This is a genomic window from Nannocystis sp. (assembly GCF_016714285.1).
Lineage (GTDB): Bacteria > Myxococcota_A > Polyangia > Nannocystales > Nannocystaceae > Nannocystis.
The window spans coordinates 515,198-538,875 of sequence record NZ_JADJNN010000003.1; the positions used below are offsets into that span (position 1 = coordinate 515,198).

Below are 23,678 nucleotides of genomic sequence, written 5' to 3' on the forward strand. Positions count from 1 at the left end.
CAGAGCCGGGTCGCACAATCTAACCGCGAGCCCGCCCCGCAGCGCCGAGCAAACGCACGCAGATTCTCGGGGTGTGGGCGATGAAACCCGCGAAAGTGCGGTGCGCCGGGCGAGGCCGCGTTACCATCCCGGCCCATGAGCACCATCGTTCACGTGCAAGCGCGGGAGATCCTCGACTCGCGGGGCAACCCCACCGTCGAGGTCGAAGTCACCAGCGAGCTCGGCCACACCGGTCGCGCCGCCGTGCCCTCGGGCGCCAGCACGGGCGAGCACGAGGCCGTCGAGCTGCGCGACGGCGACAAGCACCGCTTCGCCGGCAAGGGCGTGCGCAAGGCCGTCGAGCACGTCAACGACACGCTGTCGGAGGTGGTGCTCGGCTTCGACGCGCGCGAGCAGCTGGCGATCGACCACGCCCTGCTGGCCGCCGACGGCAGCGCCAACAAGGGCAAGTTGGGGGCCAACGCGATCCTCGGGGTGTCGCTGGCGGTCGCCCGCGTCGCGGCGCTGGACCTCGACCAGCCGCTGTTCCGCTACCTCGGCGGGCCACAGGCGAATGTGCTGCCGGTGCCGCTGATGAACGTGATCAACGGCGGTGCGCACGCGGACAACAACCTCGACTTCCAGGAGACGATGCTGGTGCCGCACGGCTTCGCGTCGTTTAGCGAGGCGCTGCGCGCCGGCGTGGAGATCTTCCACGTGCTCAAGGCGATCCTCCGCAAGCAGGGCAAGGTCACCGCGGTCGGCGACGAGGGTGGCTTCGCCCCGGACATGGCCAGCAACGCGGAGGCGCTGGCGACCCTGCTGCAGGCGATCGAGGCCGCGGGCTACAAGCCGGGCAAGCAGGTCAGCCTGGCCCTCGACGTCGCCGCCTCGGAGTTCTACGACAAGAAGACCCGGCGCTACGTGCTGGCCGGCGAGGGCGGGCGCTCGCTCGACGCGGCCGGGCTGGTCGAGCTGTACGCCGAGCTGACCGCCAAGTTCCCGCTGGTCTCGATCGAGGACGGCATGGACGAGAACGACTGGGACGGCTGGCACGCGCTCACGCAGCGCATCGGCGCCAGCCAGCAGCTGGTCGGCGACGACCTGTTCGTCACCAACAAGACGCGCCTGCGCACCGGCATCGAACGTGGCATCGCCAACGCGATCCTGGTGAAGGTCAACCAGATCGGCTCGCTCAGCGAGACCCTCGAGACCGTCCAGCTCGCCCAGCACAACCGCTACCGTGCGGTCATCTCGCACCGCAGCGGCGAGACCGCCGACACCTTCATCGCCGACCTCGCCGTCGCCACCGCCGCCGGACAGATCAAGACCGGCTCGGCTTCGCGCTCGGACCGCGTCGAGAAGTACAACCAGCTGCTGCGCATCGAGGAGATGCTCGGCGACCAGGCCCGCTTCGCCGGCCTCTCGCTGTTCAAGTAACCTCGGCCACCCTCGGCCCGCTTGCCGCGGCTCGCACCCGCGGCCAGGACCCTGCCACCCTCATGCTCGTCGCACTCCTCTCGCTCCTCGCCGCCGCACCAGTGACCCCGGCCGCGACGACGCCCACCACCGCACCCACCACCGCCTTGGCGCCCGCCGCCGCGGTCACGGGTGGCACCGTGGGTGGCACCGGGGCGAGCGACGTGGTGGTCGACGCGGTGCTGCCCTGCGGCCTGCGCGTGCTCACGGCCCGCGACATGAGCCTGCCCGTCGCCGCCGTGGTCCTCGCGCTCGAGTCGGGCAGCGAGGACGACCCGCCCGAGCTCCCCGGCCTCGTCCACGCCCTCGCCTACCAGCTGCTCCAGGGCAACCGCGAGCTGCACCCGGGCGAGAGCATCGCCGTCGCCCAGGACGCGGGCGGCCTCCACAGCCTGCACACCGGCCTCGCCCAGGTCCGCTTCGAGAGCCTGGTCCCGGTCACCCGCCTCGACGCGATGCTGTGGGTCGAGTCGCAGCGCCTGCTCGCCCCGACGACCGCGCCGCAGCGCTGGCAGCAGGCGCTCGGCTGGGCCGCGGCCGACGAGCGCGGCGGCTCGCGCCTGCGCCCCGAGGCGCTGGCCTACCTGCACGGCGCGATGGGCCTGGGCCACGACGGCCGCGCGGTCGGTAAGCCGCTGCAGGCGCTCGCGGAGGCGGCCTTGGCGGCTCAGCTCGCCGCGAAATTCACCTACGCCCGGGCGACCCTGGTGGTGGTCGCGCCCGAGTCGCCCGAGCGGCTGCAAGGGCAGCTGCGCCCGCTGTTCGCCGCGCTGCCGCAGACCCGCCGCACCGCGCCGCTGCGGCGGACCGGCCCGCGCCCGCAGCCACCTGTCCCCGAGAGCATGTCCCCGGGGTCAGGTGCTGCGAGTCCCGGTTCGGGCGCTGCGAGCCCCGCCGCCACCAGTGGCGCGCATGTCCCCGAGAGCATGTCCCCGGGGTCAGGTCCAAACACCGTCCCGCTGTCGCGCCAGCGCGGTCACACCTTCGCGTGGGCGGTGCCGCCGACCCCGGCCGGGGCCGCGTGGGCGGCGGCCCTGTGCCGCGCGATCAACCGCCAGAAGAAGGCGCCCGAGCCCGAGGAGCCGCGCAAGGCCCGGCTCGGCTGCGACCTCGAGAACGACCCGCGCCGCGGCGTGCTCATCCTGCGCCCGAGCAACGCCGACGACCCCTGGGCCCTGGTCCGCGCGCGCCTGGCCCGGCTCGCCCCCGGAGGCGCCGACGCCCCGCTGCTCCAGGCCCAGGCCCAGGCGATCGCCCAGGCGCTGCGCCTGGCCCAGCGCACCCCGCAGGGCCTCGCGCAGCAGCTCGCCCAGGCCGCCGTCGACGACCCGACCACCCCGCAGACCGGCTTCACCCGCCAGCATCGCGTCGAAGATCTCACCGGCGTGAGCGCCCTGGCCGACCCCACGAGCCTGCAGCGCGAGGCGCCCGGCCTGTTGCGGGTCGAGGACGCCGTGGTCTTCACCCTCCCCGAGGTCCAGCCATGAGGCGCCTGTTGTCGGCCTCGTCGCTGCGGCCCGGGTCTGGGCCGGCCACGAGGCGCCTGTTGTTGGCCCCGTCGCTCGGCCTGTTGTTGGCCGCGCTGGCGAGCGCGGGCTGCCGCAAGCGCGAGCCCTCGAAGGTCGAGATCTTCGACGAGGCGGCGACGCCGGCCGAGACCGAGGCGCTCGGCTCGCTCGCGCCGCCGTGGCCGGCGCCCGAGCGCGTCGTCCTCGCCAACGGCCTCCTGGTCCACTGGCTGCACGAGGTCGACACGCCGGCGCTGCACCTGCGCCTCATCCTGCCGACCCACGACCTCAAGGCCGCCCACCAGGGCGCCCCGGCCCTGACGGTCGCGCGCGCCCTGCTGCTCGAGCTCGAGGCCCTGAGCCCGCGCCTGGCCGTGCGCGCCGAGCTCGACCTCCGCGTCGACCGCGTCGAGCTGGTCGTCCACGGCGTCGCCGGTGAGACCACCGCCGCCCTCGCCGGCCTCGCCGATGTCCTCGCCGGCGACCCCACCCGCGCCCTCGGGGCCGCGCGCCAGGCCCTGCTCGCCGAGCTGCGCCCGCTCGACGCCGAGACGCTGGCCGCCAGCGAGCTGGTCGCCGCCCTGAACGGCGGCAAGCCGGAGCGCGAGCGCGTCGACCGGGCCGCCCTGCAGGCGCTGGACGAAGCCGTGCTGCAGGACGCCTGGCGGGCCCTCACCGACCCGCGCGAGGCGCTGTTGGTGGTGCACACGCGCACGCGGCTGGCCGTCGCGAGTTTGGCCGACGCGAGTTTGGCCGACGCGAGTTTGGCCGACGCGACCGACGCGAGCCTGGCCGCCGCGACCGCCGACCTCGCGCAGCGCTGGCGGCAGAAGGTCACCCTGTTGCCCGGCAACGACGGCCGCAGCGAGCCCACGGCGCTGCGTCGCCTGCGTCCCGGCAAGCCGCCGGGCAGCACCGGCAAGCACCTGAGCAAGGCCCCGCTGGCGCCGCTGCGCCGCGTCGACCCGCCGGGTCGCGGCCGCGCCTTGCTGATGATCGGCAGGGCGATCCCCACCGGCAACGCGCGCGAGCGCAGCCTGGCCCGCCTGGCCCAGCGGCGCTTGCAGGAGCAGTTCGACGCGCGCCTCGTGGTCGCCGGGCCGTGGTCGCTGCTGACGCTGCAGCTCCCGCTCGGCGGCGGCAAGCCGCAGCCGCTTCAGGACCTGCTCGAAGGGACAGATCCCCCGAAAGACGCCGACGCGCCGCCCGACCCGCTGACCCGCCGGCTGCGCCGCGACCTGACGGCGATCCGCAGCTTCACGCGCGGGCGGCCGACCACGCAGGACCTGTTCCAGGTCGCCCAGCTGTGGCTCGGCGCGCGCATGGTCGCGGCCAGCGTCGCCGGCGAGGACTGGAGCGCCCTGTGGAGCGACTCGCTCGACCTCGCCAACGACGACGGCGAGATCGCGGCCGCCCTGGCCCGCGACGCCCAGGCCATGCTCGCCGCCACCCCGGAGCAGCTCGTCGCGTGGCAGCAGCGCTGGCTCGACCTCAGCACCAGCGAGCCCGGCTGGGCCTGGGTGCTGGTTGGCAAAGACGCCGACCTGCTGGGCGTGCAGGCCTTCCTCGCCAAGGGCGTCAGCTTCGATCCGCCGCCCGCCGAATAGCTCCCCCCGGACCCTCGCCCGATGCCGCGTCGCTCCCTCTTCCTCGACTTCGATCACGAGCAGTGGGGCCGCCTCCGCGCCGACACGCCGCTGACCCTCGACGAGGACGACCTCTCGCGGATCCGCGGCCTCAACGAGAAGGTCTCGCTGCAGGAGGTCACCGAGGTCTACCTGCCGCTCTCGCGCCTGCTCAATCTCCACGTCGCTGCCAGCCAGGAGCTCTACGCGGCGACCAGCACCTTCCTCGGCCACCCCGAGTCCGTGCGCGTCCCCTACATCATCGGCATCGCCGGCAGCGTCGCGGTCGGCAAGAGCACCACGGCCCGCCTCCTGCGCGAGCTGCTGGCCCGCTGGCCCCACAGCCCCCGCGTCGAGCTCATCACCACCGACGGCTTCCTGCTGCCCAACGTCGTCCTGCAGGCGCGCGGCCTGATGGAGCGCAAGGGCTTCCCCGAGAGCTACGACGCGCGCAAGCTGCTGGCCTTCGTCGCCGACCTCAAGGCCGGCCGCGTCGGCGTGCGCAGCCCGGTGTACTCGCACGAGAGCTACGACATCGTCGCCGACAAGGTGATCACCATCGGCACCGCTGACATCGTCATCGTCGAGGGCCTGAACGTGCTCCAGAGCCGCACCGACCCCAAGGCCCCCGCGACCTTCGTCTCGGACTACTTCGACTTCTCGATCTACGTCGACGCCGACCCCGCCGACCTCGAGCAATGGTATCTCGAGCGATTCCTGACCCTGCAGCGCACCGCCTTCCGCCGGCCGCACGCGTACTTCAACCGCTACGCCCACCTGTCCGAGTCCGAGGCCCGCAGCATCGCCGAGAGCATCTGGCGCCAGATCAACCTGAAGAACCTGCGCGAGAACATCCTGCCGACCCGCGAGCGGGCCAATCTCATTTTAGAGAAGGCCAGCGACCACCGGGTCCGCCGCGTCCGCCTGCGCAAGCGCTAGAGCGTTCAGGCTCGGGCGAGGGCCTCGAGGAAGGGCACGACCTCGGCGTGGTCGCGATAGGGGATCACCTTGACGTGGTAGGTCCTTCGCAGGTGATCGGCTCGCTTCGCCTCCGCCTGTCGATCCGGGAGGCGCTGGAGCAGCGCGAAGTGCAGCGGGTTCGCGCTGGCCAGCTGCTCGGCGTTGTCCTCAAGGATGATGTCGAGGTCGTCGGGGTCTTCCATGCCGTAGCCCACGAACAGGAATGAATGGGTGCCGAGGAGCAGATCGAGGGCCTTGGTGTATGCCGCATGCTGGTGAGCCACGCGGTACTCGTCGAGCGTGAGCACCACCGAATCGGGGTCCTCGACGGTACCGTGGACCTTCAACAGCACATCCCGGCCAGCATGGACGTCCCTCATGGCGTTCGCGGCCGATCGCCAGACATGGATCGTGCGGTCCGGCTGCCCCGCCACGGTCTCCAGGAGCCGGTCATAGTTGGTGGTCAAGATTGTTCGGGCGCGGAGATCGATGATCGCCTGGTGACCAGCGCCGGGCGCCGCGTTGGCAGGGCGAAAGATCGCATCCAGCGCCTTGCCGTAGTCGGCGTCGAGCTTGTCCTTGAGCTGATCGAGCTGACGCAGCATCTCGCGCAGCGGCATGGGGCGCGGCGCATCCCGGGAAGGGTCCGCGGCATCGGCGATCCGGAAGCGTGCCCAGGAGGTGGCCTTGTCGTGGTCATCCTGCCAGACCAGGTGGCGATCGCACTCCTCGAGAAGCCGCTTCGGGAGGTCGGGCCAGCCTGGAAACCCCCCCTGCACGCCCGTGCTCTGCGACAAGCCCGCGCCGATGAATGGTACGAGTTTGCCTTCATGCTTTGCAGTGATGAGCAAGTGAGGGAGATTGATAGGGCTGGTCATGGGCAGAGATGAGCGATCGTTTTCTGAAGTGGACTCTTGAGCGGCGGTCGTAGCGGACCCGGCATGGAGGTGTGCGGCCTCTCCTAATGGGGGCAGATGCCCACGATAGAGCTGGTCCGCGCGACGTAGATACGATGTAATTGCGAGCTTGAATTCGTATTCCGCCCATGCGGCTACAGTGGATTCATCCTCACCAGTCTCAAGGCGCCGCCTGTTCTCTCTGTTGATAGCATTGTATGTCTTATTATATACAGTTTCGGCAAGCTCCAAATCCAGGGCTTCTCGGGAGGGCAAGATGCGCGACGTGCGACCGGCTAGCAATTTGGATGCGATTACGCCAACTAAAAAAATGGCGGGCGTGCTCGCTGCCATTGCCTCGATCGCATTGAGGCGCAATTCTAGTGTATATAACAGGTAGGCGATAATGGATCCTGCTAATATACCTGCGGAGATAAATCCAAGGATGAGCAGGATCGATTCGTCGAGGGCCATGCTTTGACGGCGTGCCTCATCATGCGCAGATTTTAAGTAGGTCGAAAATTTGTCGGTGAATTTGGCGCTCGGGCTCGATGAATCTCGCGGTTGGAGATCCGGCTTGCGCGTGTTGAGAGGTGTGCTCATCGTGAGAGCGTCTCACCGGTAAATCTTGATAAGCGAGCGAATGCAAAGTGCAGCCATGATGCTGGCGAACACTAGCGATGCTTGTATGTCTCGGTTGTCGTCATACCCCTGCGTAGATTCGAGATAGGCGAGAAACCACTTGGCGGACAAGGACAGGCCGGAATAGCCCAGGATAATGATAAGAGCGGCGCGATGCCGTGTGATGGGCAGACGAGACCTACGTGCGCCTGGGATGTCTGGCGGTACTGTCGCCCCCGTGTCAGTCTCGTGGTCAGGCATGGGGAAGTCATCACGGGATTTCGGAGGCATTGGGCGGGCTACACGGGAAGAACAACGATCGCTCTACCTCGCTAGTGGCTCCGTCGACGGGGTGTCCGTCTTCTCACGCCTTGCGGGAGTACAGGTACCGGATGTGCATCCTATCCAGGATCTCGATTCGTGACATTCATATGCACCATCACACGAAGTCCAGAGCTTAAAGCACGCCCACAAAGAATGGCATGATTCAGGTCTTTCCCGGGTCGCGGAACGACCTCGACTTCAGGGGCTACCCCTGCGCCATGTAGCGAACTCGATCCTGTCGTGGTGGACTCCCAGTACGGCGAGCTGAGAGGCGAAGAGGAGGCCAATCATAGGCGAGACCTCTGCCCATCGGCGATCGGGCGGATGGTCAGCGACGCTTGCGACGGTGGGCGAACGGAAGCCACTCTTGGCAGGGTATCAAGGTGGACCATGAGGGTCAACTCTTTCTGAACCCGTCGTTGTGTGGAGACGGATGACCGTTGTGCGCAACGTCGTTCTGTTGCTGCGGGGCCGCTACTGCGGGATCACGTCGAGGTCGAGGCCGCCGGGGTACCAGTAGCTGCCGTAGCTCTGGACGCCGTAGACGCTGATGCCGACGCCGACGTCGCCGACGACGCTGTGGTTGCCGCCATTTTGGTTGCTGAGCTTGACGTGGGCGACCTGGTAGTTGGTGACGCCGACGGGCTGCCAGTTGGCGACGTTGACGGCGTCGACGGTGACGACGGCGTTCTTGGGGGCGAGGATATCGACGTAGTTGGCCTGCCAGTTGGTGGCGGCGTGGAACAGGTAGGTCTTGCGCCACTGCTGGGGGTTGACGGTGACGAGCATTGCGGGGTCGCTGGTGCCGAAGCCGCCGTCCTGGCCGACCATGTACTGCGAGACGAGGATCTTCTTGTCGGCGGTGACGACGAACTTGGCGGTGGTGGTCTTGATCTCGACGAAGTCGCCGGCGTTGACGAGCAGCTTGCCGACCGGCTGGTCGGGGGTGAAGACGAGGGGTGGTGTTGGCCTCGCTGGCGATCACGCGGATGATCTGGCCCTTCTCGGCCTGGTCGTTGGGGACCTGCACCGGCGGGACCACCACGTATTCCTTGGCCAGGGTCTCGATCGGGAACATCGATTCCTCGAGGTGGTCGCAGGCGGTGACGTTGAGCGGCACGTTGGTGCACTTGTGGCCGCCGATCACCTGCACTGGTTTATCAGCCTCGATGATCGTGCCAGTGACGTCGCCGTTGTAGTTGCTGAGCACCTCGAGCACGTCGCCCTCATTGAGCATGACCACGCCGGTGCCGTCGGCCGCGACGCCGCCGCCGGGCTTGACGATCTTGCCGGTCGCCGACGGGTGCAGGGTCACCGTGGTGTTGTCCTGGCGGGCCGTGACGGCGTAGAGGCCGGGGACGGCCTGGTTGCCGAAAGGCCAGGTCGGCCAGGCGGCGACCAGGTAATTGCCGGTCCAGGTGTTGGTCGGCAGCAGCACCGAGGCGTCATTGGTGTACGTGACCGTCAGCGGATTATATTGGTACACCGTGACGGGGTTGGTGCTGCGCAGGCGGTATGCGCCGTCCGGGACGACCACGCTGGGGCCGTAGCCGGAGCTCAATTCGTTGACCCACGGCAGCTTGATGAGCTGCACGCTGGTCGGCTGGACGTCGACCTGGGCGACCATGTTGGGGCCGCGGGTGACGGTGACCTTGGCGACCTTGTCCGAGGCGTTGGCGACGGCGACCGCGTATTCGAAGGTCGGCGCCGTGTTGTAGCCGTCGAACTGCTGGACGACGGTGGGGTAGTATTCGCAGCCGATATAGCTGAGGCCGAGGCCGGCGCAGGCGCCGGCGCAGGCGCCGAGGTTCGGGTCGCAGGCGAGGCCGAGCAGGGCGTCGCAGGTGTCGACGAGGTCGAAGCCGTCGCCGTTGTTGTTGCACACGAGGGCCTGGTCGCCCTGGCAGCTGCCCTCGCCGGGGACGCAGAGGGTGCAGCCGATGTCATCGACGCAGGCGTCGGGGCAGGCCTCCTCGCTCTTGAAGCCGCCGAGTCCGTCGCAGACCTTGGCGGTGTCGCCCTCGCAGAAGATCGTGTCGGCGGGGCAGGGCGGGTCGCCGGTGGTGCCGTCGCTGGTGGAGTTGGTGTCGGTGGTGGAGGCGCTGACGGCCCCGGTGCTGGCGCTGGTGGAGGCGGTCGGGTCGGTGGTGGTGGTGGTGGAGTTCGGGCCGGTGGTGGGGTCGCTGCTGGCGTCGCTGACCGGGCCGACGGAGGTCGGGCTCGTGGTGCCTGGCTCGCTCGTGGGGGCTGTGGTCGCGGGCTCGGTGGCGGAGGTCGGGCCGGCGGAGGTCGACGTGGTGGCGGCGTCGGTCGCCGGTCCATCGGTCGCGGTGCCGGCGTCGCCGCAGGCGAGCGCGGGGATGGTGAGCAGGGCGAGGAGCGGCGAGGAGCAGCGACGCAGCGATGTCATGATGCGGCTATATCATGTCCACCGCGCGGCGCGGCCCCGCAGCGGCGCGGCCTGACGTGGCGCGGGCGTGTCAGGCGAGGAGGTCCGGTATCACGCCCACGACCTCGCCGAGCGCCTTGTCGACGCGTCGCTGCAGCGGCGCGGGGATGTCACGCGAGGAGGCCCGGTATCACGCCCACGACCTCGCCGAGGTCCTTGTCGACGCCGACCGCGCGCATGGCGGTGTTGAGCACATTGCCCGGGTGCATGTCGGTGGCGACGATGTGCTGTCCGCCCTTGAGGCCGCCCGCGCGGCCGGCGATCATGCAGGCCATGTTTTCGGTGGAGTGCGAGGAGTTGTCCTTGCCGGCCGGGTCGTAGCCGTGGCCGCCCTCGTGGAGCAGGACCATGGCGCAGCGGTCGAGCAGGGAGCCGTCGCCCTCGGGGGTGTCGCGGATCTTGGCGACCAGGCCGGCGAACATGTCGACGTGCCAGGCGATGACCTTGCTGACCTCGGCGGTGCCGAGGCCCGAGTGGCCGAGCTCGTGCTGGTCGTAGGGGTGGCCGGCGATCGGGTAGATGTTCATGTGCGACTGGGCCATCGTGTACAGGAGCGCGACCGAGCGCGAGAGGTCGCAGACGAAGGCCATGTGGATCAGGTCGTGGAAGATCTGGGCGCGCTTGGCCTCGTCGCTGTAGCCGACGTTGATGTCGAACATGTCGTCGCCGCCGACGCCGACGTTGTCGCCGCCGACGGAGGGGTCGGGGCCGGGGTCGGGGAGCATCTTGCACGCCTCGGTCTGGACCGGCGGGACGGCCATCAGCTTGATCTCGAGGTCGCGGATCTCGTCGAGGTGTCGCTGCATGCGCAGGTTGTCGGCCTTGCCGAGCTTCGGGATCAGCTTCTCGAAGTCGTGCTTGACCAGATCGATGATCGACTTGCGCTTGGCCAGCTCGTAGGCGGCCTTGAGCGCCTCGCCGGGGTCGGGCGGGACGAAGCCCATGAACAGGCTGTCGAACGCGGCCTTGGGGCTGACCTGGCCGGGGTTTGCGATCGGGTTGCCCATGCCGTCGAGCTTGTAGGACAGGATGTCGCGGCCGTAGGGGGCGCTGCCGCCGGACAGGTACCAGGCGGCCTGGACCTGGTAGGCGAGCGACTTGAACGCGGTGGTCTGGCCGATCGCGTCGGCGACGATCTGGTCGGCGCTGGGGCCGTTGCCGCCGGGGTAGTCCTCGGGGCCCTTGTTGCGCACGCCGGTGATCAGCGGGCCGAGGGCTTCGGTGTGGAAGCCGACGTCCCAGCCGGCGGCGGGGATGCCCATGCCGGTGTTGTAGGGGATGCGCAGGCCGGAGACGATCGAGATGTCGCTCTGGATGCCGGCGTAGCCGCCCAGCGGCATGGTTGCGACCTTGAGGTCGTAGCCGGGGCCGACGTTGTCGGGGACGTAGAGGTTATGGACGGTGTCGTTGTCGCCGCCGAGCGACTGGCCGTTGAAGGCGACGAGGAAGCGGCGGGCCATCGGGTCGGCGTTGGCGAGCGCGTCGCCGTGGCGGTTCAACATGATCTCGAGCGCGGGGAGGGCGATGGCGACGCCGCCGAGGCCGCGGAGGAGGGTGCGACGGGACAGGTTGCGGGGCTTCATGGCTCGTCCCTCCGAAACAAGAAGGATTCCTGGGCGACCAGGGCGAGGACCAGCTGGTCGAAGTGGTGGTCGTCGTCGACGAACTCCTGGCGCAGGGCGTCGATGAGCGGCATGTCCTCGTTCTGCTCGCGGTGGCCCATGGCCAGGCGATACAGCTGGGTGACGGCGCAGGCGTCGAGGGTATCGGCGGCGATGAGCATGTTCGCGAGTTCGGCCGGGCCGTGGAAGATCTGGCCGTCGACATCGCCCGCGCCGTCGATGACGCAGGTTGGTTCGTTGGTGTCGGTGAGGCGGAAGCCGCCGCGCTGGTCGTAGTTCTCGAGGCCGAAGCCGACCGGGTCCATGAGGGCGTGGCAGCCGGAGCAGGCGTCGTCGTTGCGGTGGGCGGCGTAGCGGTCGACCTTGCAGTTGCTGTTGGGGTTCGAGGGTGGGTCGTCGACGTTGACGTTGGGCGGCGGCGGCGGGACGATCTGGCACATCAGGCGGGTGCGGATCAGCTTGCCGCGCTGGGTCGGGCTGGTGTCGCCGAACTTGCCGGCGACCGAGAGGAATGAGCCCTGGGATAGCAGGCCCTGGCGGCCGCTGGCGCCGTAGTCGACCCAGACGTGCTCGGCGGAGCCTGGCAACGGCAGGCCGTAGGTGGTCGCCAGGAGGTCGTTGAGGTAGCTGCCGGTCGCGGTGAAGAGGTCGTACCAGGAGCTCTTGTCGTCGAACAGGACCTGCTCGATGAGGAGGCGGGTCTCGACGCGCATCGCGGTGGTCAGGTCAGCGGCGTGGGGCAGGGCGAAGTAGCCGAGCCACATCGCGTGGAAGCGGTCGAAGCGGTCGCGGGCGCGGGGGTCGGCGAGCATCTTCTCGGCGTAGGCGCGGACGTCGGCGGGGGTGGCGAGGCCGCCGCTGCCGGCGAGGTCGAGCAGCGGGTCGTCCGGGGTCGTGCCCCACAGGAAGTAGCTGAGGCGAGTGGCGACCTCGTGGTCGCTGAGGCGGAACACGCCGGGCTGGTCGGTGGCGGCGCCGAGCTCGACGCGATAGACGAACTCGGGGGCCTGCAGCATCGCGCGGAGGACCACGTCGACGCCCTCGTCGAACTTGCTGGTCTGGTCGGTGTAGAGCTTGGCGAGGGCGGCGTAGGTGTCGACCTCGGCGTCGCTGAGCGGGCGGCGGAACGCGCGGCGGCCGAAGCTGGCGATGAATGACCGCATGCAGTCGGTGTCTTGCGGGCCGCTCGGGGTGCAGCCGAGGACCATCGCCTTGCGGGTCGGGTCGGCGATCGTCGCGGCGCTGATGTCGCGAGCGAGGGCCTCGAGCGCGTCGATGAGGGGCGTGGTCGCGGACTGGAGCGTGAAGTCGTTGTCGAAGGGCTCGTAGATGTCCTCGGGGGAGCAGCTTGGAGCCGGGGCGCGAGGTCTCGCCGAGGAGGTCGCGGACGGTGTTGTCGTACTCGTCGCGGCTGAGGCGGCGGACGCCGGCGATGCTGACCTCGGCGTCGGGCGCGGGGCCGCCGTCGTCGCTGCCGCCGGTGGGAGTGCCGTCGGTGGGGTCGGCGACCGTGGCCGTGTTGGCGTCGGTCGCCTCGGTGTCGCTCGACGAGTCGTCGTTCGGGCAGCCGGCGCCGACGAGCGCCGCCAGGGCGACGCGGCGGAGCAGCGCGGTGCGGGTCGCTGTCAGGATCATCGGGGCCTCCACTACAGCAGGAACGGTAGGGGGTTCGGAAGCGGCTGCAAAGGGGCGCGAGCCCCCATTTGGGCCGCAGGTGCAGGGCGCGCTCGTGCGCCGCTTTGCGGGTCGCGCGTACGCGTGGCCGATGAAGGGACCGACGCCGGAGTGGCGCGGCCCTACAGGCTTGGCCACGGGAGTCATCGTCGCCCTGCGGGCGCGACGAAGGGGCCGACGCCGGAGTGGCGCGGCCCCATGGCCTCGGTCACGGGAGCGATCGTCGCCCCGCGGTGTCAGGTCCCGCGGGCGCGTGGCCCTTAGCTGTGGCGGCGGCGGCGGATACCGAGCAGGCCGAACAGGGCGAGCGAGGCGAGCAGGCCGCGGGTGGGCGACTGGTCGACGTCGCAGCCGCAGCCGTCGTCGTCGAGCTGGCTGTCGCTGTCGAGGGTGGTGAGGCCGGCGGTGGCGTCGTCGCCGGTGGTGGTGGCGGTGGTGATCGGCGGGCCGCCGGTGGTGGGGATGATGCCGCTCGAGCTGCCCGAGTCGGTGTCGGTGTCGGAGATCGAGGCGCTGCTGCTGCTCAGCGAGGTGACGGCGCCGGTGGTGTCGTCGCCGGTGGTGGTGCTGTCATCGCCGGTGGTGGTGCTGTCGTCGGGGTTGTCGACGTGCTCGAGGCCGGTGCAGACCTTGTTGCCGGCGGCGTCGATGGCACACATGCGGTAGTAGAACGACTGGACGCTCTTGGGGACGTTGACGGTGACGCGCCAGAGGTACTCGCCGTACCACTCGCCGGGGGCCGAGATATCGCCCATGTTCATGTCGGGGTCGCCGGGGTCGCCGTCCCAGGACTCGATGTAGGGGCGGCCGTTCTGCTCGCCGTCCACGTCGCGGAAGTCGTGGAGCATCAGCGGCGACTTGTTGTCGTGGACGCGGGCCTTGAGGGTGTGGTCGATGCCGAACTCGATGTCCTGGGCCAGCTTCTCGTAGTTGACGAAGATCGGCGCGTGGGTGTCCGCGAGGAGGTCGACGTTGCTGCCGATGAACACCGACTTGGCGAACTTGTTCTCGTTCTGGGACATCGCGACGTCGAGGATGCGGTCCTGGTTGAAGTCGGCGAGGACGATCGCGTAGGTGGCCGGCGTGGGCGTGTTGAAGGCGAAGGTGTTCTGCTTGAACTTGCCGAGGTTGTTCTCCATCAGGCGGTCCGGGTAGACCTTGCCGGGGTGGAAGGCGCCGATGACCATGTCGGGCCTGCCGTCCGAGTTGTAGTCGAGGAAGGCCCCCATGTGGTCGAAACTCTGGGGGTTCTGGATCGGGGGCCACACGAGGTCGGTGTTGTCGACGAAGCCGCCCTTGGTGTTGTTGATGAGGACGCGGTTGCGGCCGCCGGTGCCGTCGCGCAGCGTGACGAGGTCGAGGAAGTTGTCGCCGTTGAGGTCGATCGCCTCGGCGTCGAAGGCCCCGAGGCCCTGGGTGATGTTGTCAGTGGTGACGTTGGCGAACATGCCGGCGCCGTCGTTGGCGAACAGGAACATGCTCTGCTTGGTGCAGGCGAAGCATGAGACGACGACGTCGAGGTCCCAGTCGTTGTCGATGTCGACGAACTCGAGGTCCCAGGACCAGCGGACCTTGTCGAGCGGCATGTTGCCGAGGGTGGCGTCCTCGAACATGCCGGTGCCGGCGGCGGCGAAGTCGGCGGGTTCGCCGGACTGCAGCCACAGCTGGGTGATGCCGCCGTCGGTCGAGACGGGGTCGCCGACGGGCGCGTCGGGGCCCCAGTCGGCGAGGACCATGTCGAGGTCGCCGTCGCCGTCGACGTCGCCGAGCTCGAGGTCGCCGATGGAGGCGTCGAGCTGGGGGAGGTTGGTCTCGGTCTCGTTGATGAAGGTGCCGAGGCCGTCGCTGTTGAGGAAGAGCTGGCTCTGCGACTGCCAGGTGACGCCGAGCATGATGTCGTTGTCGCCGTCGCGGTCGATGTCGCGGACCTTCACGGCGCGGCCGTTGAAGGGGACGTTGTCGCCGAAGGTCTTGACGCTGATGTCGGTGGTGGCGAGGCCGGCCTCGTTCTTGTAGGCCTGCTGCAGCTGGTTCGAGTTCACCTCGCCCTTGTCGTAGCCGCCGCCGTTGGCGAACACGAGGTCGATCCAGCCGTCGCCGTCGAGGTCTGCGGCGTCGACCATGCTCGAGCCTGCGTTGGCGCTCTCGGTGAAGAACACCTTGTCTTCGATCCACGGCTCGGCCGACGCCAGGGTCGGCAGCAGCAGCGAGAGTAACGACATGGGGAGCGGGAGATAACGAAGGCAGCGCATGACAAAGCCATATCACGGGGCCCGCGGGGTGCGTACAAATTTCCCGCCGACGGCGCGGGCTCGCGGCCGTTGATTGTCGACGCAAGCCCGGGACGACCGTGGGGTTACTGCGATGTGTGGCCGTGCCTGTGCTCGTGCTCGTGCGAATGGCGGTGGCCCGGTGGGGACCACAGGCGGCGCAGGAACTGCTGCGGGGTCTGGCGGACGAGGCTCGTGAGCAGGACGGCGGCGAGGGCGAGGGCCGCGAGGTCGGCGGTGGGGATGTTCATGCCCGTGAAGTCGAGGCCGCTGAAGTCGAGGCTGTGGGCGAGGTCGAGGAGGAGGGCGAGGCCGAGGCTGGCGGCGACGAGGCCGACGCGGGCGCGGGGAGAGCCGGGAGCGGCGGCGGCGGGGCCGACGAGGATGAAGGCCAGGGCGGCGCCGGGGTCGAGGCCGATGGGGACGGCGAGGGCGGCGAGGGGCAGGAGCGCGGGGACGAGGTTGTGGGCGAGGACCGACAGGGCGGCGAGCAGGAGCAGCTGGAGGGTTGGGGCGGGCAGGGTGGTGGTGGTTGCGAGGGGTGCGAGCGCCGCGGAGATCAGCAGGCTCGCGGTGAGCCACGGTGCGGTCCGGTCGAGGGCGGCGAGCACGGTTGCGGGTGCGCTGCGGGCGGGAGTGCCACGGGCCGCAGGAGTGCCACGGGCCGCAGGAGTGCCACGGGCCGCAGGAGTGCCGCGGGTCGCAGGAGTGCCGCGGGTCGTGAGGGTGCTGCGGAGGAGGGCCGCGACGAGGGCGAGGGCGAGGGCGGTGAGCAGCACCGGGGCGCAGCTGCGGGCGAGGTCGACGAGGGCGGCGAGCATCTGCGGCATGGGCTCGTCGGCGTGGCCGTGGTCGTCGAGGGCGAGGAGGACCAACAGGACGACGCCGACGAGGCCGCCGAGGGAGGCGGCGAGGTGGGTGCGCGGGGCGGGGTCGGCGGGGCCGGAGCGGTGGGCGAGGACGTGGAGCAGGAAGCCGGCGAACAGGGCCTGGAGGGCGCCGAGCCAGGCGTTGTCGAGGGCGGTGAGGAAGCGGTCGGCGAGGACGAAGCCGGCGACGGTGGCGAGGCCGAGGCCGACCATCGCCGCGGTGGCGCGGAGCGGACCGGCGGGGGAGAGCAACCACCACACGGCGACGGAGACGGGGAGCTGGTGGGCGATGACGGCGGCCTCGAGGGCGTGGGTGTGGCCGCCGGCGGCGTGGGCCGAGGCGAGGGCGACGCCGTCGGTGACCGAGTGGAGCGCGACGCCGACGATCGCCAGGGTGAGGGCGGCGCTGTGGGTGCCGTGCGAGGCGCGGTGGAGCGGGCCGTCGGCGAGGGCGGGGCCGAGGGCGCCGAGCAGGAGGGCGACGACGGCGAGGGGGCCGGTGAGGCCGAGGGCGGCGGGGAAGATCTCGAGGGTGACGAGGCCGACGACGATGACGAGCACGAAGTTGTCGAGCGCGGCCATCGTCACCGGTTGCCGGCGGGCGACGTGGTGGATCGCGGGGCCGACGAGCAGCGCGGCGACGCTGACGCCGAGGATCCACAGCCCGTGGAGGTCGCTGCCCATCGCGGCGGGATGATACGCGATCGTGACGGTGGAGGCGCGAGATCGACGAGCGCTGGTGGTGCTGTGCGGAGGCTGTGAAGTGCCGCGAATCTGCGGTCGAGGCGGCGTGGTCAATTGCACGGCCGGCGCGGACGCGGGCGTGCGGGGGGTGTGGACATCCGTGCGGCCAATTGCGCGGCCAATTGCGCGGTCCGTGGCCGGTTGACGGCACTGGGGCGGCCGGCCAAGCTTGCGGCCATGGTTTGGTACACGCGTGCGGTGGCGATGGCGCTGGTGTTGGTCGGTTGCTCGAGCGGTGGCCGCGACGAGGACACGGACGGCGTGCTGACCTCGACGGTGCCCTCGAGCAGCACGGTCGCGACCGACGTCAGCGCGGGGACCACCGAGGCGCCGACGACGGAGCCGCCGACGAGCGCACCGGCGACGACGGAGGTGTGTCCGGTGGGCACGCTGGATTGTCCGTGTCTGCCGGGCGAGCTGTGTGACGGGTCGCTGGTGTGCGTGGAGGGTGCCTGTGTCGAGGCGACGGGGACGACGGGGAGCACGAGCGGGGCGACGACGGTGGAGCCCGGGACGAGCACGGGGGACGACACGACGGGCGCGGTGATGGCGATGTGCGGCGACATGATGCCGGCGCCGGGCGAGCTGTGTTACGCGCCGGCGAAGGCGCTGGGGATGGGCGCCGGGCCGGTGGCGGTGGCGCTGACCGACCTCAACAAGGACGGTCACCTCGACATCGTGTCGGTGAACAACACCTCGAACAACCTGACGATCCGGCTCGGCGAGGGCACGGGCGCGTTCAAGGCGCTGTCGGCGTTGGCGGCGGGGATGGGGCCCTACGCGATCGCCACGCCGGACATCAACAACGACACGGCGCCGGATCTGGTGGCGGGTAACTATGGCAGCTCGAACCTCTCGATCTATCTCAACAACGGGGTCGGGATGATGATCGGTCAGCCGGCGATCGCGGCGGGGATGAACCCGCGGGCGATGGCGACGGCGAACGTCAACAAGGACGACTACGACGACATCTTCGTGGCCAACTGGGGCGGGGCGGACGTCGGGGTGTTCATCGGCGACGGCATCGGCTACCCGAACCCGGCGGCGGTGGGCGCGGGCACCAACCCGAGCAGCGTGGCGATCGGCGACGTCAACGGCGACGGCAAGCTCGACCTCGCGGTCGCCAATTATGGTGCGAGCACGATCGGTGTCTCGCTCGGCAACGGGCTCGGCAACTTCGGGCCGGCGACGGCCTCGCCGGTCGGCGGGCAGGGCTACAACCTGGCGCTGGCGGACATCAGCGGCGACGGCAAGCTCGACGCGGTCGTGACGGTGCCGGCGCAGAACTCGGTGTACCTGCTGCAGGGCAACGGGCTCGGCGGCTTCGGCGGGGCGATCCCCTATCCGAGCGGGATGGACCCGCTGGGGCTCGTGGTGGTCGATCTGACGGGCGACGGCGACGTCGACGTGGGGGTGACCAACCGCGCGACGGGCATGGTCAGCGTGTTGCAGGGCGACGGGGCCGGCGGGCTCGGGGCGCCGGAGTCGTTCATGGTCGGGATGATGCCGTTCGCGCTGGCGGCTGGCGACCTCAACGAGGATGGCGTGCCCGATCTGGTGACCGCGAACAACGGCGACAGCACGGTGAGCGTGCTCGTCTCGGCGCCGTGAAGTGCTGGGTCGCGTCGCGTCCGACATCGCAGCGCGGGGGACGTCGCACGGGCCGGTGCGGCTGGGTTCGATGGCGCGGGGGACGTCGCACGGGCCGGTGCGCCTGGGTTCGATGGCGCGGGGGACGTCGCACGGGCCGGTGCGGTCCGGCTGGACGCCCGCGGATGCTCGAGAAGCCGGAGGTCCGAGAGGGGGGTCGCCCTCAAACACGGCCTGACACACCGTCGCCGGGGTGATGCCCGGGTCTACGCCGGACTCGGTCGACCCCCCTCTCGGCCCTCCGGCAAGTGAAGCCTCCGCTCAAGGACGGTGCGGTCGGCGTCGCCGAGCGCCGGACCGCACCGGCCCTGAGGGCGCGACATGGCTGCATGAACATGTCCCTTGCGACATGCTACCTGCGAAGCCGAGCGACTTCGCGGTTTGGGGCCACCCGCGACGTGGTCCCAGGTCCAGGCCCCAGCATGGGCCGCCGCACGAGACGGTGAAGGGCCGTATCCCGACGCCGCTCCACGACACGGCCCTCCCACTGGCAGCCCGAGTATGTCGCTACCGCCATGTCGCTACCGCCATGTCGCTACCGCCATGTCGCTACAACCATGTCCCTACCGCCATGTCGCGCCATCGAACCCAGCCGCACGGGCCCGTGCGACGTCGTCCGCGCCATCGAACCCAGCCGCACCGGCCCGTGCGACGTCGTCCGCGCTGCCGACCGTTCACAGCTGCTATGCCGAGGTGCTAGCGGGGCTCGAAGCAGGCGCGTGAGGGCTGGCAGCGCTCGGGGACGCTGAGGTCGCCGTCGGGGCCGGTGACGAACTGGGTGCGCAGGCAGTGGTAGTGGCTCGAGCGCGAGGTGGTGAAGGCGTCGGGGGTGTCGCGGCCGTACACGTGCAGCGCCTTGGTGCGCAGGTGCTTGCAGACGGGCTGGCTGGTGTCGTGGACGCGGAGGTAGGTGGGCATGGTGGTCACTCCGGGAGCGGGAGGTCGGCGGCGCGGTGGAGGGCCTCGCGCAGCAGGCCCTGGGCGAGGGGGAGCTTGTAGGCGTTGTGGCGCAGCGGGCGGGCGGGGGCGAGGGCGGCGGCGGCGGCCTTGCGGAAGAGATCGGCGGACGGCGCCTGGTTCTCGAGCACGGCCTCGGCCTCGCGGCTGCGCCACGGGGTCGGGGCGACGTGGCCGAGGACGACGCGGACCTGCGTCATCACACCTGTCGCAAGGGACAGGCTGACGGCGGCCTCGACGAGCGGCCAGTCGTGCGACTGCTTCTCCTTGGCGACGGCGTAGGCGGAGCGGCGGCCGGGGGGCGCGGGCGGGAGGACGACGCGCAGGAGCAGCTCGCCGGGGCCGAGGGAGTGCTCGCGGGTGGGGTCTTGCTTGGGGCCGACGAAGAGGTCGGCGAGGGGGATGTTGCGCGGGGTGTCGCCAGCGATGTCGACGCTGGCGTCGAGGGCGAGGAGGGCGGCGGCGAGGGTGCTCGGGTGGACGATGAAGCTCGGGCCGCCGCCCAAGATCGCGTGGTACTTGTTCTCGCCGGTGACGGCGAGGCAGGCGTCGCCGCCCTTCTTGAGGCACACGAGGTCGACGTTGCGGTAGTACCAGCAGCGCGGGCGCTGCAGCAGGTTGCCGCCGAGGGTGGCGAGGTTGCGGATGCCCGGGGTGGCGGCCGAGCCGGCGGCCTCGCGCAGGACGGCGTCGAGTTCGGCGGCGGCGGCGAGCTCGGCGAGGGTGACGAGGGCGCCGAGCTGGCAGCCGCCGGCGGGGTCGGGGTTGATGCCGCGCAAGGACTTTTCGTCGGCGATCGTGCGCAGGTCGATGAGCTCGGCGGGGGCGTCGAGGCCCTCCTTCATGCGGTCGAGGAGGTCGACGCCGCCGGCGCGGAAGAGCCGGGCTCGCGGGTGCTCGTGCACGCGGTCCCGGGCGGCGAGCAGGGTGGTCGGGCGGATGAGGGCGAAGGGTTGCATGGTCATCCGCGGGCGGTTGGGAGGGCGAAGGGTTGCATGGTCATCCGCGGTCGGGGGTGAGGGCGAAGGGGTGCGTGGTCATCCGCGAGCGGGGGCGGCGGTTGGGATGGCGCCGAGGGCCGCGAGGACGCGGTCGGGGGTGAGGGGGAGGCTGCGCACCGGGGTGCCGATCGCGCTGAAGACGGCGCAGGCGATCGCGGCGGCGGTGGGGATCGTGGCGGGCTCGCCGATGCCGATCGCGCCGGTGTTGTTGGCGCCGGTGTGGACCTCGGTGAAGACGACGTCGATCGCGGGGACGTCGCGGGCGCCGGCGATCTTGTAGCTGTCGAGGTTGGGGTTCAGCATGACGCCGTGGCGCTTGTCCATGACGCGCTGCTCGCTGAGCGCGTAGCTGGTGCCGAGGATGATGCCGCCTGTGATCTGCGAGCGGCAGGTCAGGGGGTTCATGACGCGGCCGCAGTCGTGGAGGGCGAGCACGTGGGTGGCGCGGACCAGGCCGGTCCAGGTGTCGAGCTCGACCTCGGCGAACTGGACCCCGGCGATCGCCACGCTGTTGCCGCCCATGAAGCGGCTCGGGTAGGCGCCGTAGGTGTCGGGGCGGGTGCCGGTGGCGACGATCGCCTCGCCCGCGATGTGCTTGCACAGGTCAACGAAGGCGATCGACTTGCCGCCGACGCGGGCGCCCTTGCTGTCCCAAAGGACATCCTCGGGGCGGCGCGCGGCGAGCTGCTTGCCGGCGAGCTCGCGCAGCTGCTGGAGGACGGCCTCGGCGGCGGCGCGCACGGCGGGGGTGACCGACGAGGTGGTGTTGCTGCCGCCGCTGCCGACGGAGGGGCCGAGCTCGCTGGTGCCGATGCGGACGCGGATGTCGGCGAGCGGGCGGCGCAGCACCTCGGCGACGACCTGCGCGACGACGGTGGTGATGCCGCCGCCGATGTCCTGGAGGCCGTTGCGCAGCTCGATGCTGCCGTCGCGGCCGACGCTGAGGCTGGCGACGACGGCCTTGCCGCGGCCGAAGTCGCCCCAGATCGAGGCGGCCACGCCGACGCCGTGGCGCAGCCTGGTGTTGCGCTGGCGCTCGTCGGCGACGCGCTTGCGTTTGTTGTCCCAGTCGAACTGCTTGCGGCCGAGCTCGAACTGGTGGCGGCGGACGGGGTGCTCGTTGTGGGCGAGGCGGAGCTCGAGCGGGTCCTTGCCGAGCTTGACCGCGAGCTCGTCGAGGGCGAGCTCGATGGCGAAGGCGCCCTGCGGATGGCCGGGGGCGCGGAAGGCGGTGGCAGGGCCCGCGTGGGTGAAGACGTCGTGCGACTCGACGCGGATGTTGGGGCACTTCGTGTAGATCGCGAAGGCGTTGCGGCCGACGCCGGCGCCGGTGCCGATGCCGCCGCTGCCGTGGGCGAGGACCTTGATCGCGGTGAGGCTGCCGTCGGCGGCGGCGCCGAGCGTGACCTGCTGGATCGAGTCCGGGCGGTTGCCGGTGCACAGGTGCTCCTCGCGGCGGTCGAGCAGGAGGGCGACCGGGGCCCGGGCCTGACGCGCGAGCTCGCCGGCGATGAAGCCGAGGCGTGAGCCGGGGGCCGAGGCGCCGAACTTGGCACCGAAGCCGCCGCCCATGTAGTCGGTGATGACGTGGACGTCCTGCGGCTTGAGGCCGAAGACCTCGGCGAGCTCGTCGCGCACGGAGAAGATGCCCTGGGTCGAGCACCAGGCGGTGAGCGAGGTGGGGCTGTCCCAGCGGAGCACGATGCTGTGGGTCTCGAGGGCGCTGTGGGTGTGGGCCTGGGTGCTGTAGGTGGCCTCGTGGGTGACCTTGGCCTGGCGCAGGCCCTTGTCGACGTCGCCTTTCTTCTGCGAGGGGCTCATGCGCAGGTTGCCGCGCTGACTGCTGCCGGTCGGGGTGCCGGGCTCGTCGCCCTCGGTGCTGCGCTCGCGGACCTGGGCGCGGTGGACCAGCGGCGCGTCGGGTTGCATGGCGGCGGTGGTGTCGACGACGAAGGGCTGCGGGCTGTAGCGGACGGCGATGCGGGCGAGGGCGGCGTGGGCCTGTTGTGGGGTGGTCGCGGCGAGGGCGGCGACGTCCTGGCCGGCGAAGAGGAGGCGGTCGCCGGGCTTGGCGACGGCGAGCACGGCGAGCACGCCGGGGGCGCCGCGGGCGGGTTCGAGGTCGAGGGCGTCGAGCACGGCGCAGGGGTGCGGGCAGCGGAGCACGGCGGCGTGGACGAGGCCGGCGGGGCGCTGGTCGTGGGTGTAGCGGGCGGCGCCGGTGACCTTGGCGGCGGCCTCGATGCGGGGGTGGGGCTTGCCGACGACGTCGAGCTTGGTGGTCGCGTCCCAGGGCTGGGGCTCGCCCGCGGGCAGGGCGACCTCGATGTCGCGCAGCTGATCGGCGAAGCCGACCTTGAGCTTGCGGGTGCCGTCGGCCATCACGCGCCTCCCTTCGCCACCGAGAGCACGGCGGCGACGACGTTCGGGTAGGTGCCGCAGCGGCACAGGTTGCCGGCGATCGCGTGCTCGACGGCGGCGGCGTCGGTCGCCCCGCGACGGTTCAGGAGGGCCTGGCAGGACATCAACATGCCGGAGCTGCAGTAGCCGCACTGGAGCGCGTCGTGCTCGATGAAGGCGCGCTGCAGCGGCGAGAGCTGGTTGTTGGTGGCGAGGCCCTCGACGGTGGTGACGCCGCGGCCCTCGACGTCGTGGGCGAGGGTCATGCAGCTGGGCTGCGGGGCGCCGTCGACGAGCACGGTGCAGGCCCCGCAGGCGCCGCGGTCGCAGACGAGCTTGCTGCCGGTGGCGTCGAGTTGGTGGCGGAGGAGCTCGAGCAAGGTGGTGCTCGGGGCGGCCTCGAGGGTCTGCGGGGCGCCGTTGAGGGTGAAGCGCAGCGGTGCGGGTCCGGGGCCGAGAGCGGTGCCGGCGAGCGGCGGGGCGGCGGGGTCGAGGCCGGGCGCGGGCGCCGGGGTCGGGGTTTTCGCGGCGCAGCCGGCCACGAGGGTGGCCGAGCCGACCCCGCGAAACAGGCTGCGACGGGAGATCCGTGGGATGTCGCTCATCGTCGCGGACGCTACCACGGGGCGAGGCGGGGCTGCGAGGGTGAA

The 23,678-nt window shown here is 70.7% G+C and carries 15 protein-coding genes and 2 pseudogenes; 5 read left to right on the forward strand and 12 right to left on the reverse strand.

The window, feature by feature from the left end:
- The first annotated feature begins 135 nt into the window (after positions 1 to 135).
- From eno to coaA, 4 genes are all read left to right on the forward strand, one after another.
- Entirely contained in the window at positions 136 to 1,419 is a 1,284-nt protein-coding gene (gene eno, locus IPJ59_RS09770; protein WP_293271025.1) for a phosphopyruvate hydratase, read from the forward strand.
- Between the two features lie 62 nt (positions 1,420 to 1,481).
- Positions 1,482 to 2,945 carry a hypothetical protein gene (locus tag IPJ59_RS09775; protein WP_293271027.1) on the forward strand — a complete coding sequence of 488 codons (1,464 nt, stop codon included), beginning with the start codon at positions 1,482 to 1,484 and terminating at the stop codon, positions 2,943 to 2,945.
- Between the two features lie 59 nt (positions 2,946 to 3,004).
- Positions 3,005 to 4,573 carry a hypothetical protein gene (locus IPJ59_RS09780; RefSeq protein ID WP_293271029.1) on the forward strand — a complete coding sequence of 523 codons (1,569 nt, stop codon included), beginning with the start codon at positions 3,005 to 3,007 and terminating at the stop codon, positions 4,571 to 4,573.
- A gap of 21 nt (positions 4,574 to 4,594) precedes the next feature.
- Positions 4,595 to 5,530 (forward strand): type I pantothenate kinase, encoded by a 936-nt coding sequence (gene coaA / locus IPJ59_RS09785; RefSeq protein ID WP_293271031.1) that lies wholly within the window; start codon positions 4,595 to 4,597, stop codon positions 5,528 to 5,530.
- 5 nt (positions 5,531 to 5,535) lie between these two features.
- Here coaA and IPJ59_RS09790 read toward each other — a convergent pair whose 3' ends face one another.
- From IPJ59_RS09790 to IPJ59_RS09815, 8 genes and pseudogenes are all read right to left on the reverse strand, one after another.
- On the reverse strand, positions 5,536 to 7,050 hold the full coding sequence (locus IPJ59_RS09790) for an SIR2 family protein (protein WP_293271033.1): 1,515 nt from the start codon (positions 7,048 to 7,050) through the stop codon (positions 5,536 to 5,538).
- A gap of 816 nt (positions 7,051 to 7,866) precedes the next feature.
- On the reverse strand, positions 7,867 to 8,316 hold the full coding sequence (locus tag IPJ59_RS37705; protein ID WP_366524577.1) for an IgGFc-binding protein: 450 nt from the start codon (positions 8,314 to 8,316) through the stop codon (positions 7,867 to 7,869).
- A gap of 19 nt (positions 8,317 to 8,335) precedes the next feature.
- Positions 8,336 to 9,802, reverse strand: a pseudogene (locus IPJ59_RS09795) (IgGFc-binding protein); the annotation flags it as partial.
- Positions 9,803 to 9,951: 149 nt separating this feature from the next.
- Positions 9,952 to 11,424: a DUF1552 domain-containing protein gene (locus IPJ59_RS09800; RefSeq protein WP_293271036.1), complete on the reverse strand. Its 1,473-nt coding sequence runs from the start codon at positions 11,422 to 11,424 to the stop codon at positions 9,952 to 9,954.
- Positions 11,421 to 12,626: a DUF1592 domain-containing protein gene (locus IPJ59_RS09805; RefSeq protein WP_293271038.1), complete on the reverse strand. Its 1,206-nt coding sequence runs from the start codon at positions 12,624 to 12,626 to the stop codon at positions 11,421 to 11,423. Before IPJ59_RS09805 ends, IPJ59_RS09800 begins: the two co-directional genes overlap by 4 nt.
- Positions 12,627 to 12,819: 193 nt before the next feature.
- Positions 12,820 to 13,284 (reverse strand): annotated as a pseudogene (locus IPJ59_RS37710) (DUF1587 domain-containing protein); the annotation flags it as partial.
- 113 nt (positions 13,285 to 13,397) lie between these two features.
- The gene (locus IPJ59_RS09810) at positions 13,398 to 15,359 is read right to left on the reverse strand and encodes an FG-GAP repeat domain-containing protein (RefSeq protein WP_293271040.1); all 1,962 of its coding nucleotides are present in this window, start codon (positions 15,357 to 15,359) and stop codon (positions 13,398 to 13,400) included.
- Positions 15,360 to 15,493: 134 nt separating this feature from the next.
- Positions 15,494 to 16,960 carry a ZIP family metal transporter gene (locus IPJ59_RS09815; RefSeq protein WP_293271043.1) on the reverse strand — a complete coding sequence of 489 codons (1,467 nt, stop codon included), beginning with the start codon at positions 16,958 to 16,960 and terminating at the stop codon, positions 15,494 to 15,496.
- A 237-nt stretch (positions 16,961 to 17,197) separates the two neighbouring features.
- Between IPJ59_RS09815 and IPJ59_RS09820 the strand changes: the two genes are divergently transcribed.
- Entirely contained in the window at positions 17,198 to 18,631 is a 1,434-nt protein-coding gene (locus IPJ59_RS09820; RefSeq protein ID WP_293259091.1) for an FG-GAP repeat domain-containing protein, read from the forward strand.
- 735 nt (positions 18,632 to 19,366) lie between these two features.
- Here the strand turns inward: IPJ59_RS09820 and IPJ59_RS09825 are convergent.
- The 4 genes from IPJ59_RS09825 to IPJ59_RS09840 form a co-directional block, all read right to left on the reverse strand.
- On the reverse strand, positions 19,367 to 19,588 hold the full coding sequence (locus IPJ59_RS09825; protein WP_293259089.1) for a hypothetical protein: 222 nt from the start codon (positions 19,586 to 19,588) through the stop codon (positions 19,367 to 19,369).
- 5 nt (positions 19,589 to 19,593) lie between these two features.
- Positions 19,594 to 20,592, reverse strand: a complete 999-nt coding sequence (locus IPJ59_RS09830; protein WP_293259087.1) for an FAD binding domain-containing protein — start codon at positions 20,590 to 20,592, stop codon at positions 19,594 to 19,596.
- Between the two features lie 72 nt (positions 20,593 to 20,664).
- Positions 20,665 to 23,010 (reverse strand): xanthine dehydrogenase family protein molybdopterin-binding subunit, encoded by a 2,346-nt coding sequence (locus IPJ59_RS09835; protein ID WP_293271045.1) that lies wholly within the window; start codon positions 23,008 to 23,010, stop codon positions 20,665 to 20,667.
- Entirely contained in the window at positions 23,010 to 23,633 is a 624-nt protein-coding gene (locus tag IPJ59_RS09840; protein WP_293271047.1) for a (2Fe-2S)-binding protein, read from the reverse strand. The genes IPJ59_RS09835 and IPJ59_RS09840 overlap by 1 nt, the downstream gene beginning before the upstream one ends.
- Positions 23,634 to 23,678: the final 45 nt, after the last annotated feature.

Coding starts and splice junctions, on each gene's coding strand:
- eno (WP_293271025.1), top strand. CDS start 136: ATGAGCACCATCGTTCACGTGCAAGCGCGGGAGATCCTCGACTCGCGG.
- IPJ59_RS09775 (WP_293271027.1), top strand. CDS start 1,482: ATGCTCGTCGCACTCCTCTCGCTCCTCGCCGCCGCACCAGTGACCCCG.
- coaA (WP_293271031.1), top strand. CDS start 4,595: ATGCCGCGTCGCTCCCTCTTCCTCGACTTCGATCACGAGCAGTGGGGC.
- IPJ59_RS09790 (WP_293271033.1), bottom strand. CDS start 7,050: ATGAGCACACCTCTCAACACGCGCAAGCCGGATCTCCAACCGCGAGAT.
- IPJ59_RS09800 (WP_293271036.1), bottom strand. CDS start 11,424: ATGAAGCCCCGCAACCTGTCCCGTCGCACCCTCCTCCGCGGCCTCGGC.
- IPJ59_RS09805 (WP_293271038.1), bottom strand. CDS start 12,626: ATGCGGTCATTCATCGCCAGCTTCGGCCGCCGCGCGTTCCGCCGCCCG.
- IPJ59_RS09810 (WP_293271040.1), bottom strand. CDS start 15,359: ATGTCGTTACTCTCGCTGCTGCTGCCGACCCTGGCGTCGGCCGAGCCG.
- IPJ59_RS09815 (WP_293271043.1), bottom strand. CDS start 16,960: ATGGGCAGCGACCTCCACGGGCTGTGGATCCTCGGCGTCAGCGTCGCC.
- IPJ59_RS09820 (WP_293259091.1), top strand. CDS start 17,198: ATGGTTTGGTACACGCGTGCGGTGGCGATGGCGCTGGTGTTGGTCGGT.
- IPJ59_RS09825 (WP_293259089.1), bottom strand. CDS start 19,588: ATGCCCACCTACCTCCGCGTCCACGACACCAGCCAGCCCGTCTGCAAG.
- IPJ59_RS09830 (WP_293259087.1), bottom strand. CDS start 20,592: ATGACCATGCAACCCTTCGCCCTCATCCGCCCGACCACCCTGCTCGCC.
- IPJ59_RS09835 (WP_293271045.1), bottom strand. CDS start 23,010: ATGGCCGACGGCACCCGCAAGCTCAAGGTCGGCTTCGCCGATCAGCTG.
- IPJ59_RS09840 (WP_293271047.1), bottom strand. CDS start 23,633: ATGAGCGACATCCCACGGATCTCCCGTCGCAGCCTGTTTCGCGGGGTC.